The following is a 13,879-nucleotide window of genomic DNA, read 5'->3' on the forward strand; positions in this document are numbered from 1 at the left end:
GGGCTTGTCCCGGGGATGACGATATGGGCCGACGGGGCCTCCCCAGATTCCCTCCCATTCACCCTTCCCGCTGAAAACGGTCGCCATCCTGGCCGAGCGTTGCTAGAGAGCATCCGGACAGAAGGATTAGGCGAAGCCAGTGACGGAGACGGATGCCATTGTCGCGCTGATCGCGCTTTTCGAGCGCGAGGGTTATGCGCGTGTCGAACCGCCGGTTCTGCAGCCTGCGGATGTGTTCATCGACCTTTCGGGCGAGGACATCCGGCGGCGCATGTTCGTGACGCAGGATGCCTCGGGCGCGGAGCTGTGCCTTCGTCCTGAATACACCATTCCCGTCTGCCTCCAGCATCTCTTCCATCGGGGAGCCCAGCCCTCCGGCTACGCCTATGGCGGCCCCGTCTTCCGCATGCGCCCGAACGAGAGCGGCGAATTCCTGCAGGCCGGGCTCGAATCCATCGGCCGCACTGACGCCGCCGCTGCCGATGCAGAGATCCTCGGGCTCGCCCTGGAGGGATTGAGCCTGATCGGCGGCTCGGCCCCGACCGTGAAGATCGGCGACATGGGCCTGCTTCATGCCCTCATCGACGCCCTCGGCATCGCGCCTGCCGCGAAGCGCCGGGTGATCCGGGCCATCGTCTCCGGTCAGGGGCTTGCGAGCCTCTCCGAGACGGAAGGTCCGAACGCCCAGGAGCATGCGGGCCTTCTCGCAGCCATCGAGGGTCAGGCCCCGCAGGCGGCCAAGGCCTTCGTGGAAGACATTCTCTCGATCGCGGGCATCGCCACCGTGGGCGGGCGCAGCGCGGGAGAGATCGCCGAGCGTTTCCTGGCCCGAGCCGCAAACCGCTCCGGCCTGTCGGAGGACGCCCGGCAGGTTCTCGAGCGCTACCTCACGATCGAAGGCGATCCCGATCAGGCGGCGGATGCGGTCAGAACGCTCGCCAAGGACGCGGGGCTCGACCTCGGCGCGGCCGTTGGCCTCTTCGAGGAGCGCACCGGGTTCATGGCAGCGCGCGGACTCGATGTCGGCGCCTTCTCGTTCGCCGCCACCTTCGCCCGCAACATCGACTATTACACCGGCTTCATCTTCGAGGTTCAGGATACTCGCCGCAGCGACGGCAAGCCCGTCGTCGGCGGCGGACGCTACGACCGGCTGCTGGAGCATCTCGGAGCCGACAGCCCGATCCCGGCCGTGGGCTGCTCCTTCTGGCTCGACCGTATCGTGGGGAGGCCCTGATGACCGATTCCCCTCTCATTCTGGCGGTGCCCTCCAAGGGCCGCCTGCAGGAGAACGCAGCGGCGTTCTTCGCCCGCTCCGGCCTCGTCTTCTCCCAGTCGCGGGGCGCACGTGATTATCGCGGCACGCTCAAGGGCGTGCCCGATGTGGAGGTGGCGTTCCTGTCCGCTTCCGAGATCGTGACGCAGCTCGCCTTGGGCGCGGTGCATCTCGGCATTACGGGCGAGGACCTGATCCGCGAGCAGATCGCCGACGCGGACGAAGCCGTCGAGCTGCTCACCCCGCTCGGCTTCGGCCACGCCAATGTGGTGGTGGCGGTGCCGCAGGCCTGGATCGACGTGCGCAGCATGGCCGATCTCGACGAGGTCGCGGCCGATCTTCGCGCCCGCCACGGCCGCAAGATGCGGGTAGCCACGAAATACGTGAACCTCACCCGCCGCTTCTTCGCCGAGAAGGGCATCGCCGACTATCGGATCGTCGAGAGCCTCGGCGCTACCGAAGGAGCGCCGGGCGCGGGCTCGGCGGAGCTGATCGTGGACATCACCACGACGGGCGCCACGCTCGCGGCGAATGCCCTGAAGATCCTGGACGACGGCGTGATGCTGCGCTCGGAGGCCAATCTCGCCGCCTCGACCCGTGCGCCCTGGTCCGACCGGGCCCGCGCCGCCGCCACCGCCGTGCTCACGCGCATCGCGGCCGAGGAAGAGGCGCGCAACAGCCGCGAGATCCGCGCCGCGCTTGATCCGGCCAAGGCCCCAGCCCTCGCCGCCCTCGCGCGGGACTTCGACGCCACCCTGCCCTACGGCAATGCGCTCGGGCGCGAGATCGTGCTTCATTGCCGCGTCTCCGCGATGTTCGACATCGTGGGGGCCCTGCAGGGGATCGGAGCACAGGACATCACCGTGCGTCCTTTCGACTATCTGTTCCGCCCCACCAATGCGCTGACGGAAAAGCTTCTGAAGCGGATCCGCTGACGGTCATGGCCTGAAGCCCCTTCATTGAGGCTTCAGCTTGTCCGTGACATTAATGGGCATAGGACAATATCGCTCAAGGCGTTGCCTCCAAGGTCAAGGCCTCTTATGGTTCCGGCGTTTTTTATGATGAAGAGGTTCCGATGAACGCCCTTCGACTTGCAGCACTTCTGGCGACCTTCGCAACCATCTCTGCGGCCCAGGTTTCCGAGGCCGATGCTCAGAACGCGGCAACGCTCGGCCGGCCCGCGGGCCCGACCCGCCAAGTGGATGCCAAGGTTCCGCAGCCGGGCGCCAGCGGCAAGATCTTCCCCCTCAACTCCTCCTGGGTGGCCGTGAGCCTGAACGGCAAGCCGTTCGGCGGCGAGCGTCCGAGCTTCCGGCTCGACGACCAGATGCGCGCCACCGGCTTTTCCGGCTGCAACACCTATTCCACCACCGCCTATCCCCTGCGTGAGCAGGGTCTGGCCGTCGCGCCCTTCGCCGTGACGAAGAAGTCCTGTGACAAGGCCGCTATGGCCATCGAGCAGGCCTTCCTCATGGCGCTGCGCACCTCCGGCAAGTGGGACATCCAGGGCCGCAACCTGATCATCAAGAGCCAGACCGGCGAACTCGTTCTCGAGCGCTCGCTTTAAGACGGATCTGGTTTTCACTTAAAAGGCCGGCATTTCTGCCGGCCTTTTTCTGTTGCTTCCGATGTCATCACCGGCCTTGTGCCGGTGATCTCGATCCGTGTAGCGCGACGCTCATCAGAAACGGGATGGCCGGGACAAGCCCGGCCATGACAAAGCGAGGATATCCTACTCGGCCGGCTGCGGCTGCATCATGTCGACGGGGGTCGACAGGCCGCTCTCGGCCCGCTTCAGGTCGATGCGCCGGTCATGGTAGCCCAGCAGCGTCGAGCGGTGGCCGATGGAGACCACCGTCGTGTGCGGCAGCCTGTCCTTGATCACCTGGTAGATCTCGGCCTCGGTCGGCTCGTCGAGGGCCGCCGTGGCCTCGTCCAGCAACAGCCAGTCGGGCTTGGCGAGGAGCGCGCGGGCGACCGCGAGGCGCTGCTGCTCGCCGAGCGACAAGGTCTGGCCCCAGGCGCGCTCCTCGTCGAGCCTGTCGGCGATCTGCGGGAGCTTCGCGGCGCGTAAGGCATCCGCGATCTCGGCATCCCCATAGGCCTCGGCATGCGCCGGATAGGTCACCGCCTCCCGCAGGGTCCCGATCGGGATGTAGGGCCGCTGCGGCAGCAGCATCATGCTTTGCCCCTGCGGGATCAGGACCTCGCCTTCGCCGAAGGGCCAGATCCCCGCGATGGCGCGGAACAGGGTCGACTTGCCGGAGCCCGACGGACCCGTCATCAGCGTGCGCTCGCCCGGACGGAAGGACAGCCCATCCGCATGCATCAGGGTGCGGCCGTCGGGTAGACGGACATTCAGGTTCCTGAGGCGCAGCTCACGGCTTGCCGCGGGCGTGATCGCGAGCTTGCTCTCGCCGCCCACGCGCTGCGCCGAGGCAATGGCCCCCTCGAAGGTGGTGAGACGGTCGAGCACCGCCTTGTAATCGGCAAGGGTGGTGTAGATCTGGATGAAGTAGGTGAGCGCCGATTCCACGCGCGAGAAGGCCCCGACCACCTGCTGCATCTGGCCGAGCGAGATCTTGCCGATGAAGTAATAGGGCGCGGTCAGGATGTAGGGCACCACGACGTTCGCCTGGAAATAGGCGGCCGTGAAGGTGTTGAGCTTGATCAGCCGGACCACGATCTGCATGTAGTTCTCGACGATCTGGCCGAAGCGCCTGGCCAGCCCCTCCTTCTCGGCCGGTTCGCCCGAGAGAAGCGCTACCTGCTCGGTGTATTCACGCAGACGCGCGAGGGAGAAGCGGTAATTCGCCTCCACCCTCTCCTGCTGGAAGTTCAGGCCGATCAGAGGGCGGCCGATGAGATGCGTGACCCAGGTGCCGAGAATGGCGTAGCCGGCGCAGACCCAGACCAGCAGGCCCGGCACCTCGAAATCGGTTCCAGGGAAGGTGAAGCCCGCCGAGATGGTCCAGAGGATCGCGACGAAGGAAACGAGCGTTGCGGCCTGGTTCATGAGGCCCACGGACAGGGAATAGGTGCTCTCGACGAACTTGCGCAGATCTTCCGAAATGCGCTGATCCGGGTTGTCCGCGCCGCGGCCGATGAGCTGCATCCGGTAATGGGCGCCCTCGCCCAGCCACTCCCCGACATAATAGGTGTTGAGGAACGCGCGCCAGCGGATCGTGAGCACGTTCTGCAGCAGGACTTCCGTCAGCGCAATGGCGACGAAGACGGCAGCCAGGGGCATGAAGATGACGAAGAGCTGATACCAGAAGGCCGCCGCATCCTTCGCTTCGAGCGCGTTGAACATGTCGCGCGAGAAAAAGCTGAGGCGAACGTTGAGCGCAACCTGCATGAGATTGATCGCGATGAGAATGGCGATCATCCATGTGCCGATGGTACCCTCGCGGGCCCGGACGAGGCCGATGAAGGGGATCCGGATGACGCTGTCCGCCTGGGAGGCGAGATAGCGGTCGGTGATGCGGCAGATCGTGCGGACGACGGGCACGAAGGACAGGCCGTAGATGAGCGCCCCGAAGGCCGTTGCTCCGAGGGCCGAGGACGGCGGCGGGACATAACCCGTGTAATCGCCCGTGATCGCCCCGGTCGCAGCGCCGAGGATCAGCACGACGAGGACCACGTGGGTTGCCGTGAGCATTACCAGGAAGATGCGCAGGAACTTCGGGATGTCGCGGCCGATCATCAGGATGCCGGCCAAGGCCAGGGTCGAGAGCGGCAGGTAAACCGGAACATCGACCGCTCCGGCCAGGGATCCCCCCAAGACCGCCAAACCGATGAGCGCCAGCGCAATGGTCGCCTTGATCATTCTTTTCTCCTGACGGGGAACCGCTCTTCGGCTCCATAGGAACATAGCGCAGCCCGATCAACTGCGCTCGTGGCGAAAGCAAGGAGAAATGTCCGCATGACCGGGGCAATCCCCGGTTCGTGATGTCGCGGCACGAGGACTCCCTAAGGGAATGGAGGCGCTAAGGACGTTCTTCAGAACAGACTATCCTTTTTATAGAACAATTCAGTTGACATAGAGAACGGCATCGCCCATGTGTCGGAATGACCCGAACGTTGACCTCGAAGGCGACCCTATGAACGCCCCCCTCGCATATCTTGGCGATCAGCCGTCCCAGCGCCTGATCCCGGCGGAGCCCATCGTGCGCCTGGAGAAGATCTCGAAGACCTTCCCGGGGCGGGACGGCCAGCCCGTTACGGCCCTGCGCGAGATCGACCTCGCCGTGCCGCAGGGATCGATCCTCGGCGTCATCGGCCGCTCCGGCGCCGGCAAGTCCACCCTCATACGCCTGGTGAACGGGTTGGAGAAGCCCACCTCCGGCAAGGTGATCGTGGACGGCGCGGATATCGCGGCGCTCCCGGAATCCGCCCTGCGTCACGCCCGCCGCTCCATCGGCATGATCTTCCAGCACTTCAACCTGCTCTCCTCCCGCACGGCGGCGGAGAACATCGCGCTGCCTCTCGAGGTGGCAGGCTACGGCAAGGCGGAGATCAGGACCCGGGTTGAGGAATTGCTCTCTCTGGTCGGCCTGGCGGACAAGCGCAACCGCTATCCGTCCGAATTGTCGGGCGGGCAGAAGCAGCGCGTCGGCATCGCCCGGGCGCTGGCCACGAAGCCCAAGGTGCTGCTCTCGGACGAGGCGACCTCCGCCCTCGATCCGGAGACCACCCGGTCGATCCTCGACCTGCTCACGCGCATCAACGAGGAACTGGGCCTCACCATTCTTCTCATCACCCACGAGATGGCGGTGATCCGCACCGTCGCCCGCGAGGTCGCGGTGATCGAGGGCGGGCGCATCGTCGAACAGGGCGACGTGTTCGAGGTGTTCACCCGTCCGCAACATGAAGTGACGCGCTCCTTCCTCGGCGACGAAGCCGGCCGCGTGCTGCCGCCCTACGTGCAGAAGCGCCTGCGACAGGAAGCGTCGCCGAACAGCGAGACGGTCATCCGCATCGGCTTCCGGGGCCCCCATGCGACGGACCCCGTCCTGGCGAGGCTGGCGCGGGAGCAGGGCATCGAAGCCAACATCCTCTCCGGCGCGGTGGACGAAATCGCAGGTCGGCCATTCGGCACCCTCGTCGTGAGCGTCCCTGCCGCCGCCGCGCAGACGACACTCGAATTCCTGAAACAGCACGGTCTCGACACGGAGGTCCTCGGCCATGTCGCCTGAGATGATCCGCCTCATCGCCAGTTCCACCGGCGAAACGCTCTACATGGTCGCCGTCTCGGCGCTGATCGCCACGCTCTTCGGTCTGCCGCTCGGCGTCTTTCTCGCCACCAGCGGCAAGGGCGAACTGTTCGCAGCCCCCTGGGTGAACCGCATTCTCGGCGTGATCGTCAACGCGACGCGCTCGACGCCCTTCATCATTCTCGTCGTCGCGATCATTCCCTTCACCCGCCTGATCGCGGGCACCTCCATCGGCACCAACGCGGCCATCGTGCCGCTGACGATCGCCGCGGCCCCCTTCATCGCCCGCCTCATCGAAGGCGCCATCCGCGAGGTGGATCAGGGTCTCGTCGAAGCGGCGCGCGCCTTCGGCGCGAGCCCACTGCAGATCGTCCTGAAGGTTCTGATCCCCGAAGCCCTCCCCGGCATCGTCCTCGGGCTCACCCTCGCCATCGTCTCGCTGCTGGGCTTCTCGGCCATGGTGGGCGCGGTGGGCGGCGGAGGCCTCGGCGATCTCGGCATCCGCTACGGCTACCAGCGCTTCATGCCGGAAATGATGCTCGCTGTGGTCGTGGTGCTGATCGTGCTCGTGCAGGCCGTGCAGAGCATCGGCGACCGCCTCGCCCGCCACCTCAACAAGCGCATCCGCCACGGTTGATCTTTCCCATCTCTCGGACCTCGCATTAGGAGTACCCGCATGTCCCTGAAGAAATTGGGCCTCATCGCCCTTCTCTCCCTCACCGCCCTGCCGGCCGCCGCGCAGACGCAGACGATCCGCATCGGCGTCACTCCCGGCCCGCACGCGCAGATCCTCGAAGCCGTGAAGCCCATCGCGGCCAAGAAGGGCCTCGACATCAAGATCGTGGAGTTCTCCGACTACGTGGTGCCGAACGAGGCGCTCGCCTCGGGCGAGCTCGAGGCCAATTCCTTCCAGCACCAGCCCTATCTGGACAACCAGAAGGAAAATCGCGGCTACAAGATCGAGTCGGTCGCTCCGACCGTGAATTTCCCGATCGGCATCTACTCGAAGAAGCACAAGGCCTTCGACGCCCTGCCGAACGGCGCGCGCATCGCGATCCCGAACGATCCGACCAACGGCGGCCGCGCGCTGCTGCTGCTGCAGGACAAGGGGCTGATCAAGCTGAAGGACAATGTGGGCTTCAAGCCGACCATCCTCGACATCACGGCCAACACCAAGAACCTGAAGTTCACGGAGATCGACGCGGCTCAGGCTCCGCGCGTGCTCGACGACGTCGATGCGGCGGTCATCAACACCAACTACGCCACGCAGGCGGGTCTCGACCCGGTCAAGGACGCCTTGACCCGCGAGAACCCGAAGGGTCCCTATGTCAACATCATCGCTGTGCGCAGCGAGGACAAGGACAAGCCCTGGGTGAAGACGCTCGTCGAATCCTATCACTCTCCCGAGGTGAAGAAGTTCGTGGAAGAGACCTTCAAGGGCGCTGTTCTCACGAGCTGGTAAATACCGTAACATGATCGACAGAAAGGCCGGGCAGTTGCCCGGCCTTTCTTGCTTTTGACATCCTCGAGGGACCCGCTTTGAACAGTCACGCGGCCGCGACACCTTGACAATAAAGCCGGCTAAGCTCCCTGATGGGCCCGTCTGTTTCAAGGACGTATAAGCCGGACGGATCACGCCCGGCCCTTCAGGAGGAAATTGATGCGCCTTTCCCTTGCTGGTCTCGCTTTGGCCGCCTCGGTCTGCGCCGCTCCGTTCGCCGCCCAGGCTCAGGAGCAGCTCACGATCTACTGCTCGATCCTCGAGGAGCAATGCCGCGTCGGCGTCGCCGCCTTCGAGAAGGCATCGGGCATCAAGGTAACGATGGTGCGCAAGAGCACCGGCGAAACATTGGCCCAGATCCGCGCCGAGGCGTCGAACCCGCGCGCCGACGTGTGGTGGGGCGGGCCCGGCGATTCCCACATTCAGGCGGCCGAGGAAGGCCTCACCGTCGCGTACAAGTCGCCGAAGCTGCCGGAGCTTTACGACTGGGCGCAGCGTTTTGCCGAGCAATCGGGCCATCGCGCGACGGGCACCTATCTCGGCGCACTCGGCATCGGCTACAACACGGAAGTCCTCAAGAGCCGCAATCTGCCCGAGCCGAAATGCTGGGCCGACCTGCTCGATCCCAAGTACAAGGACGAAGTCCAGATATCCGACCCGAACTCCTCGGGGACGGCTTATGTCTTCCTGGCCTCGCTCGTTCAGCTCATGGGTGAGGACAAGGCCTTCGAGTACATGAAGAGCCTGCACAAGAACGTCAATCAGTACACGAAGTCGGGCGCTGCTCCCGTCAAGGCCGTCGCCCTGGGCGAGACCGCCATCGGCATCGCCTTCATGCACGACATGGTGACCATGATCGTCGACGGCGCCCCGGTGAAGACGATCGCTCCCTGCGAGGGAACGGGCTACGAGACGGGCTCGATCTCCGTCGTCAACGGCAAGAACCAGGACGCCGCGAAGAAGTTCGTGGACTGGGCCCTCACCGCCGAAGCGCAGAAGCTCGTGGGCGCGGACCAGAAGATCTATTCGATTCCGTCCAACAAGAACGCGCCCATTTCGGAGAAGGCGCCGAAGCTCTCCGAGATGAAGCTTATCAACTACGACACCGCGAAATACGGCTCCGTGGCCGAGCGCACGCGCCTGCTCAAGAAGTGGGACGCGGACGTGAAGTCCGCACCGAAATAGCGCACTCCGAAGAGCATCGTTCATGGCAAGGCCGGGATCGCTCCCGGCCTTTGTCTTGGAATGAGAGCCGCTCTGCCGCCGGACTCGGCGTCAAACCTCTTTTACTTCTGGCGTGGCTCCTGAAGGCGCTCGCCCGCCTCCGTCCAATGCCTCGCCCTCTTCGCCTGAACCGCGTTCAGCAGCGTCCAGGCGGCGTTGCGTACCTCTGATTGCACATCGAGATCCCGGTCCAGCTCCTCATGGCTGGTCGCGTAAGGCTTCCAGTAGCCGATGTAACGATCGAGCTCGGCGAGGCTGCCAGCGGGCGTCAACTCCATGGCGCGCAGCCAGTCCGACAGGCTGCGGCGAACACCCTCCGCGCCTTCCGCGTCGCCGTGCACGACGACGGAGAACAGGCGGCCCGACAGGTGCTTGGGATAATCCCATCCCTTCAGCTCCAGCGCCTTGGCCTCCTTCACCGTCTTGCCGTGAGTCGAGGTTGGATCCGGGTTGCCGCCATCGGCGCAAACGAGGCGATCCATCATCAGCTTGAGGGGCGAGGACGCCTGATACCAGTTCACGGGCGTCACGATCATGATTCCATGCGCCTCCACCCATTTCGGGTAGATGTCGTTCATCCAGTCCTGCGTCTGCCCGAGGGAGTAGTTGGGATAGCACGAGCACGGCCAGTGACAGAGCGCGGCCGCCGTCGAGAAGCAGGTTTTGCAGGGATGAATGTGGCGGCCGTATTCGGATGCCAATCTGCTGAGATCCAGAACCTCGACTTCGACGTTCGGTACGCTTGCGATGACCTGCCGCGCAATCTCGACGAGCCGGTAGGTCTTCGACATCTCGCCCGGGCAGGTGTGCTCGCTGCGCGTGGCGGACGAGACGAGAAGAAAACGTGCGGGCCCCGCGGGATCCTCGTGCCGCGTCCGAGCGAGATCGATGGCCTCCTTTGCGGCGATCCAGTCGACGGCAAGGTCGTAATCGGGATCGGCGAAGCCCGGTCCTGCCTTGCGGGTTCTCGGGCTCTTGCGGTGATGGCTGTAAGCATCCCACGCCGCATCGGCGATGCGCTGCAGCTCCTGCGTCAGGGGCTCAAAAGCGGGATCCTGAAACGGTTGCAGGAATCGCCTGCGAAACTCGGTTTCGTCGAGCGTCGGATCGGGTGTGCCGGTTCTTGCTTCGGGGATGGACAAGGCGCACTCCCATTCTTAGATCTCTTCGGCGCTAAGCTGCGGAACGCCGGCCTCGCTGCACGGGTTCCTTCCACCCATTCCAGCTTGGTCACAGTTTGTTTATCGCACACGAAACCCTAGCTCTGTCTCTCCCTCTTCTTCTCTCCCCAGGAGCAGCCGATGCCGACCATCCCACCTCTTCGCCTGAACGATGGAAACTCGATCCCTCAGCTCGGCTATGGCGTCTGGCGGGTTTCGAACCAGGAAGCCGTCGCGTGCGTGACTGACGCCATCAACGCGGGCTACCGCTCCATCGACACGGCGGCGATCTATGAGAACGAGGAAGGCGTCGGTCGGGCGATCGCCGCGTCCGATGTGCCGCGCAGCGATCTCTTCATCACGACGAAGGTGTGGAACGACAAGCGCAACTATGATGCGGCCCTGACCGCCTTCGACGAGAGCCTGAAGCGCCTGAGGCTCGACTTCATCGACCTCTATCTGATCCACTGGCCGGGCGTCAGCGGGGAAGGCTTTCTCGACGCATGGCGCGCCCTGATCCGCCTGAAGGAGGAAGGACGCGTGAAATCCATCGGCGTCTCGAACTTCCAGGCCAAGCATCTGCAGCGGCTGATCGACGAAACGGGCATCGTGCCCGTCCTGAACCAGATCGAGCTGCATCCCCGGTTCCAGCAGAAGGAGCTGCGCGCCTTCCACGCGAAGCACGATATCGCGACGGAGTGCTGGGGCCCTCTCGGCCAGGGCAGCCTCGTCACGGACGAGAAGCTCGCCGCCATCGGACGCAAGTACGGCAAGACCCCCGCGCAGGTGATCCTGCGCTGGCACCTCGACAACGGCTTCGTCGTGATTCCGAAATCCGTGACGCCCTCGCGCATCCGCGAGAACATCGACGTGTTCGACTTCAAGCTCGATGCCGACGACATGCGCATCATCGAAGCGATGGATGACGCGAGCGGCCGCATCGGCCCGGATCCCGCCGTCTTCGGCTGATCAAACATGAACGGCTACAAGCGGTCCTTCGACGGGGCGCTTGTGGCCTCGAACTGGTGGTAGATCGCCTCCGCGATGGGCAGGAGCTGTGCGCGATCCGCTTTGGCGGAGACCACATAGGACAGCCCTCCATCGATCCACGAGAATGCCGAAACCCCGTCCTGGCTCTCGAAGCGGAACGCGGTTTCCTTCTCCTGCGCACTGGATCGCGCGTAGAGCGTCAGGCGCTTGCCGCCTTCGTTCTCATACATGAAGAGGGCGGCCGCTTCGCTTCCAGAGGGCAGAAGCCGTCCGCCGATGAGGTGATACCCCTGCGCGTTCAGATCGGGAGCCTTCAACGGCTTTCCGACCCGGCGGGAGAGCCATTGCACGAGATGCGCCTCCTGGTCGCCGGGCACTTCGACCGGGTGCAGCCGCTCGCCCACGTACAGGCGATACGCGGCGATGGCATTGTCGGCGACGGCGGCCTGCGCGGCAGATTGCGGCGCGACGCCGGCGTCCCACCACGTTGCGCCAGCGGCGCCCAGAACTCCGCCCAGCACCAGCCACGCGAGGGCGGCGGCCATTCCAGTGAAGGAGCGGAGGGACGGACGCCTTTGCGCGGCGGCGAGATGCGCGACGCGCAACCGCGCCGGGATCGGCTCCTGGGCCTTGAAGGCGAGCCGCGCGCGTAGCGCCTCTCGCTGCTCGGTCTCGCGCTGCACCTGTGCGGCTTCCGATGGATTGGATGCGAGCCAGGTTTTGACGATCTCGATCCGTGACGGATCGAGCCTCCCGTCAACGAAGGCCTGCAGGTCGTCCTCACCGATGGGTCGCTCGCCCGTCACTTCACTCTCCTCAAAACGGCGCTGCGGCCGTTTTCCATGAATTCACGCAGGCGTCCGCGCGCCCGGCTCAGACGCGACATCACCGTGCCGATGGGGATCTGAAGAACCTGCGCAACCTGCTCGTAGGACAGATCCTCGACGCCGACCAGAAGCAGCACCGAACGCTGCTCCTCCGGCAGCATGTCGAGGCCCATCAGGATGTCGCGCAGACCTGAATGACCGTCCGCGAGATCCGCGGAGGCGGATGAATTCTCCAGGACCTCGACTCCGACCTGCACGCCGCGCGCCTTGCGGCGCCGCACGCCGTTCAGGAAGAGGTTGCGCTGGATCGCGAAGAGCCACGCCTTCAGGTCGCCGTCCCGGTGGCGCCGGCCCCAATGGCGGATCGCCCGCTCCAGCGTGTCCTGGACGAGATCGTCCGCCGCCTCGTCGTCGCGCAGCAGCGCCCAGGCATAGCGGCGCAAGCCCGGAATCTGCGGCTCGAGAAGGGAGGCGATCTCGTCCACGATCAAACCTTCACATGTCGGGCATCATCAAAGATGAACGCGCGCCCTGTTGCAAGAACTAGGGCTGGGCCACGTGCCAGACGTTGTTGACCCCATCGCCCGTCGCCTCGCCGGGCTTGGCGTCCTTCGCCCACAGGTAAAGCGGCTTGCCCTTGTAGGCCCATTGCTTGGAGCCGTCCTCGCGCGTGACCACGCTCCAGTCGCCCGAGGCGGAAGCACCGGCAGCGGCCACGAGGGGCGGCCAGTTCTGGGCGCATTGCCCGTTGCAGTTGGACTTGCCGGCGGCGTCGCGGTCGAAGGTATAGAGCGTCATGCCCTTGGCGTCGACGAGCGCCTTACCCTTGCTCGTATCCGCGACCTTCGCGGGAGCGGCGGTTTGCGCGACGGCGCCGGTGGCGATGAGAAGGCCGGCGAGAAGGGCCGTGGGGAAAAACAGCTTCATGGGTGTCCTCCTGAAGGTCGTGATGACCACGACCTGTAAGACACGCCGGGAGAGGCATTATTCCATCGTGGCGAAACTTTTTCTTCAGCGCCCTGTCGGGTTGAAGTCGCCGCTCTCCTCGATCGGCTCGCGCAGCTCGATCCGATGGCGGCCGTTGTCGCGGATCTGCGCCGTGCGGTAATGTCCGCTGAGATCATCCTCGGGGTCCTGGAGCACCTCGACCCCTGCCTTGCGCAGGCGCGCAACCTCCTTGTCGACATCAGGCACGAACAGGCTGAACACGGGCGCCCGCGTGACCGCGGCGTCGGGGGACTGGGACTCACCGGCTTCGGGAAGAATGTGATCGACCTCGGTGATCTCGAGCAGGAGGCCGCTCCGCTCCAGAACCGCCGTCCGCCCCTGGACGAAACTGGTCGAGGAGATCAACCGGAACCCGAGCTTATCCTGATACCAGCGGACGCTCTCGTCGAAATCCGGCGTGCGGATGGAGGTGGATCGCGCCGTCGAGCCGGAGGAATGCTGCGCGCGAACGGAGATGAGGCCGGAGAACAGGAAGGCTGAAGCCGGCAGAAGGACAAGGCTCGCCAGGAGGCCGCGCCGCAGCCTGGAAACGGAAGGGAAGCATGCTGTCACGGGTCATCCCTCGTCGGTCGCCGGAACTTAGCCGTCTTCTCTCATGAACGCCTAACGGCTCAGATCGTTCGTGCCCCTTTCGAGGCGCAACTATATTGCACAAATAAGAAGAACCCCGGAGGATCCTC

General features: G+C 64.9%; 14 protein-coding genes. 8 read left to right on the top strand and 6 right to left on the bottom strand.

What is annotated here, in order from left to right:
- Positions 1 to 139 precede the first annotated feature (139 nt).
- The 3 genes from ACS5Q0_RS07000 to ACS5Q0_RS07010 all read left to right on the top strand — a co-directional run bounded on the left by ACS5Q0_RS07000 (position 140) and on the right by ACS5Q0_RS07010 (position 2,840).
- Complete coding sequence (locus ACS5Q0_RS07000) at positions 140 to 1,234, top strand: ATP phosphoribosyltransferase regulatory subunit (RefSeq protein ID WP_473125893.1); 1,095 nt, start codon at positions 140 to 142, stop codon at positions 1,232 to 1,234.
- Complete coding sequence (hisG, locus tag ACS5Q0_RS07005; protein WP_473125894.1) at positions 1,234 to 2,208, top strand: ATP phosphoribosyltransferase; 975 nt, start codon at positions 1,234 to 1,236, stop codon at positions 2,206 to 2,208. Before ACS5Q0_RS07000 ends, hisG begins: the two co-directional genes overlap by 1 nt.
- Before the next feature lie 140 nt (positions 2,209 to 2,348).
- Entirely contained in the window at positions 2,349 to 2,840 is a 492-nt protein-coding gene (locus ACS5Q0_RS07010) for an META domain-containing protein (protein ID WP_473125895.1), read from the top strand.
- Between the two features lie 165 nt (positions 2,841 to 3,005).
- Here ACS5Q0_RS07010 and ACS5Q0_RS07015 read toward each other — a convergent pair whose 3' ends face one another.
- On the bottom strand, positions 3,006 to 5,102 hold the full coding sequence (locus ACS5Q0_RS07015) for an ABC transporter ATP-binding protein/permease (protein WP_473125896.1): 2,097 nt from the start codon (positions 5,100 to 5,102) through the stop codon (positions 3,006 to 3,008).
- Between the two features lie 274 nt (positions 5,103 to 5,376).
- Here ACS5Q0_RS07015 and ACS5Q0_RS07020 point away from each other — a divergent pair, with 274 nt between their 5' ends.
- The 4 genes from ACS5Q0_RS07020 (at position 5,377) to ACS5Q0_RS07035 (ending at position 9,175) form a co-directional block, all read left to right on the top strand.
- Complete coding sequence (locus ACS5Q0_RS07020; protein ID WP_473125897.1) at positions 5,377 to 6,471, top strand: methionine ABC transporter ATP-binding protein; 1,095 nt, start codon at positions 5,377 to 5,379, stop codon at positions 6,469 to 6,471.
- Positions 6,461 to 7,126, top strand: a complete 666-nt coding sequence (locus ACS5Q0_RS07025; RefSeq protein ID WP_473125898.1) for a methionine ABC transporter permease — start codon at positions 6,461 to 6,463, stop codon at positions 7,124 to 7,126. Before ACS5Q0_RS07020 ends, ACS5Q0_RS07025 begins: the two co-directional genes overlap by 11 nt.
- A 39-nt stretch (positions 7,127 to 7,165) precedes the next feature.
- On the top strand, positions 7,166 to 7,951 hold the full coding sequence (locus ACS5Q0_RS07030) for a MetQ/NlpA family ABC transporter substrate-binding protein (protein ID WP_473125899.1): 786 nt from the start codon (positions 7,166 to 7,168) through the stop codon (positions 7,949 to 7,951).
- Positions 7,952 to 8,149: 198 nt separating this feature from the next.
- Entirely contained in the window at positions 8,150 to 9,175 is a 1,026-nt protein-coding gene (locus ACS5Q0_RS07035) for an ABC transporter substrate-binding protein (RefSeq protein ID WP_473125900.1), read from the top strand.
- A 101-nt stretch (positions 9,176 to 9,276) separates the two neighbouring features.
- Here ACS5Q0_RS07035 and ACS5Q0_RS07040 read toward each other — a convergent pair whose 3' ends face one another.
- Complete coding sequence (locus ACS5Q0_RS07040) at positions 9,277 to 10,356, bottom strand: flavodoxin family protein (RefSeq protein WP_473125901.1); 1,080 nt, start codon at positions 10,354 to 10,356, stop codon at positions 9,277 to 9,279.
- A 159-nt stretch (positions 10,357 to 10,515) separates the two neighbouring features.
- On the opposite strand from ACS5Q0_RS07040, the gene ACS5Q0_RS07045 reads away from it, so the two are divergent.
- On the top strand, positions 10,516 to 11,343 hold the full coding sequence (locus ACS5Q0_RS07045) for an aldo/keto reductase (RefSeq protein ID WP_473125902.1): 828 nt from the start codon (positions 10,516 to 10,518) through the stop codon (positions 11,341 to 11,343).
- A gap of 14 nt (positions 11,344 to 11,357) precedes the next feature.
- On the opposite strand, the gene ACS5Q0_RS07050 is transcribed toward ACS5Q0_RS07045, so the two are convergent.
- From ACS5Q0_RS07050 to ACS5Q0_RS07065, 4 genes are all read right to left on the bottom strand, one after another.
- Positions 11,358 to 12,170, bottom strand: coding sequence for an anti-sigma factor family protein (locus ACS5Q0_RS07050; protein WP_473125903.1), 813 nt, complete (start codon positions 12,168 to 12,170; stop codon positions 11,358 to 11,360).
- Positions 12,167 to 12,676, bottom strand: a complete 510-nt coding sequence (locus tag ACS5Q0_RS07055) for a sigma-70 family RNA polymerase sigma factor (RefSeq protein ID WP_473125904.1) — start codon at positions 12,674 to 12,676, stop codon at positions 12,167 to 12,169. Before ACS5Q0_RS07055 ends, ACS5Q0_RS07050 begins: the two co-directional genes overlap by 4 nt.
- A 58-nt stretch (positions 12,677 to 12,734) precedes the next feature.
- Positions 12,735 to 13,118 (bottom strand): COG4315 family predicted lipoprotein, encoded by a 384-nt coding sequence (locus tag ACS5Q0_RS07060; protein WP_473125905.1) that lies wholly within the window; start codon positions 13,116 to 13,118, stop codon positions 12,735 to 12,737.
- A gap of 84 nt (positions 13,119 to 13,202) precedes the next feature.
- Positions 13,203 to 13,751, bottom strand: coding sequence for a VOC family protein (locus ACS5Q0_RS07065; RefSeq protein ID WP_473125906.1), 549 nt, complete (start codon positions 13,749 to 13,751; stop codon positions 13,203 to 13,205).
- Between the last annotated feature and the right edge of the window lie 128 nt (positions 13,752 to 13,879).

This window comes from Microvirga sp. HS2 (genome assembly GCF_055792805.1).

Bases quoted from the DNA above. Each gene is read 5' to 3' on its own strand.
- hisG (WP_473125894.1), top strand. From the start codon at position 1,234: ATGACCGATTCCCCTCTCATTCTGGCGGTGCCCTCCAAGGGCCGCCTG.
- ACS5Q0_RS07010 (WP_473125895.1), top strand. From the start codon at position 2,349: ATGAACGCCCTTCGACTTGCAGCACTTCTGGCGACCTTCGCAACCATC.
- ACS5Q0_RS07015 (WP_473125896.1), bottom strand. From the start codon at position 5,102: ATGATCAAGGCGACCATTGCGCTGGCGCTCATCGGTTTGGCGGTCTTG.
- ACS5Q0_RS07020 (WP_473125897.1), top strand. From the start codon at position 5,377: ATGAACGCCCCCCTCGCATATCTTGGCGATCAGCCGTCCCAGCGCCTG.
- ACS5Q0_RS07025 (WP_473125898.1), top strand. From the start codon at position 6,461: ATGTCGCCTGAGATGATCCGCCTCATCGCCAGTTCCACCGGCGAAACG.
- ACS5Q0_RS07030 (WP_473125899.1), top strand. From the start codon at position 7,166: ATGTCCCTGAAGAAATTGGGCCTCATCGCCCTTCTCTCCCTCACCGCC.
- ACS5Q0_RS07035 (WP_473125900.1), top strand. From the start codon at position 8,150: ATGCGCCTTTCCCTTGCTGGTCTCGCTTTGGCCGCCTCGGTCTGCGCC.
- ACS5Q0_RS07045 (WP_473125902.1), top strand. From the start codon at position 10,516: ATGCCGACCATCCCACCTCTTCGCCTGAACGATGGAAACTCGATCCCT.
- ACS5Q0_RS07060 (WP_473125905.1), bottom strand. From the start codon at position 13,118: ATGAAGCTGTTTTTCCCCACGGCCCTTCTCGCCGGCCTTCTCATCGCC.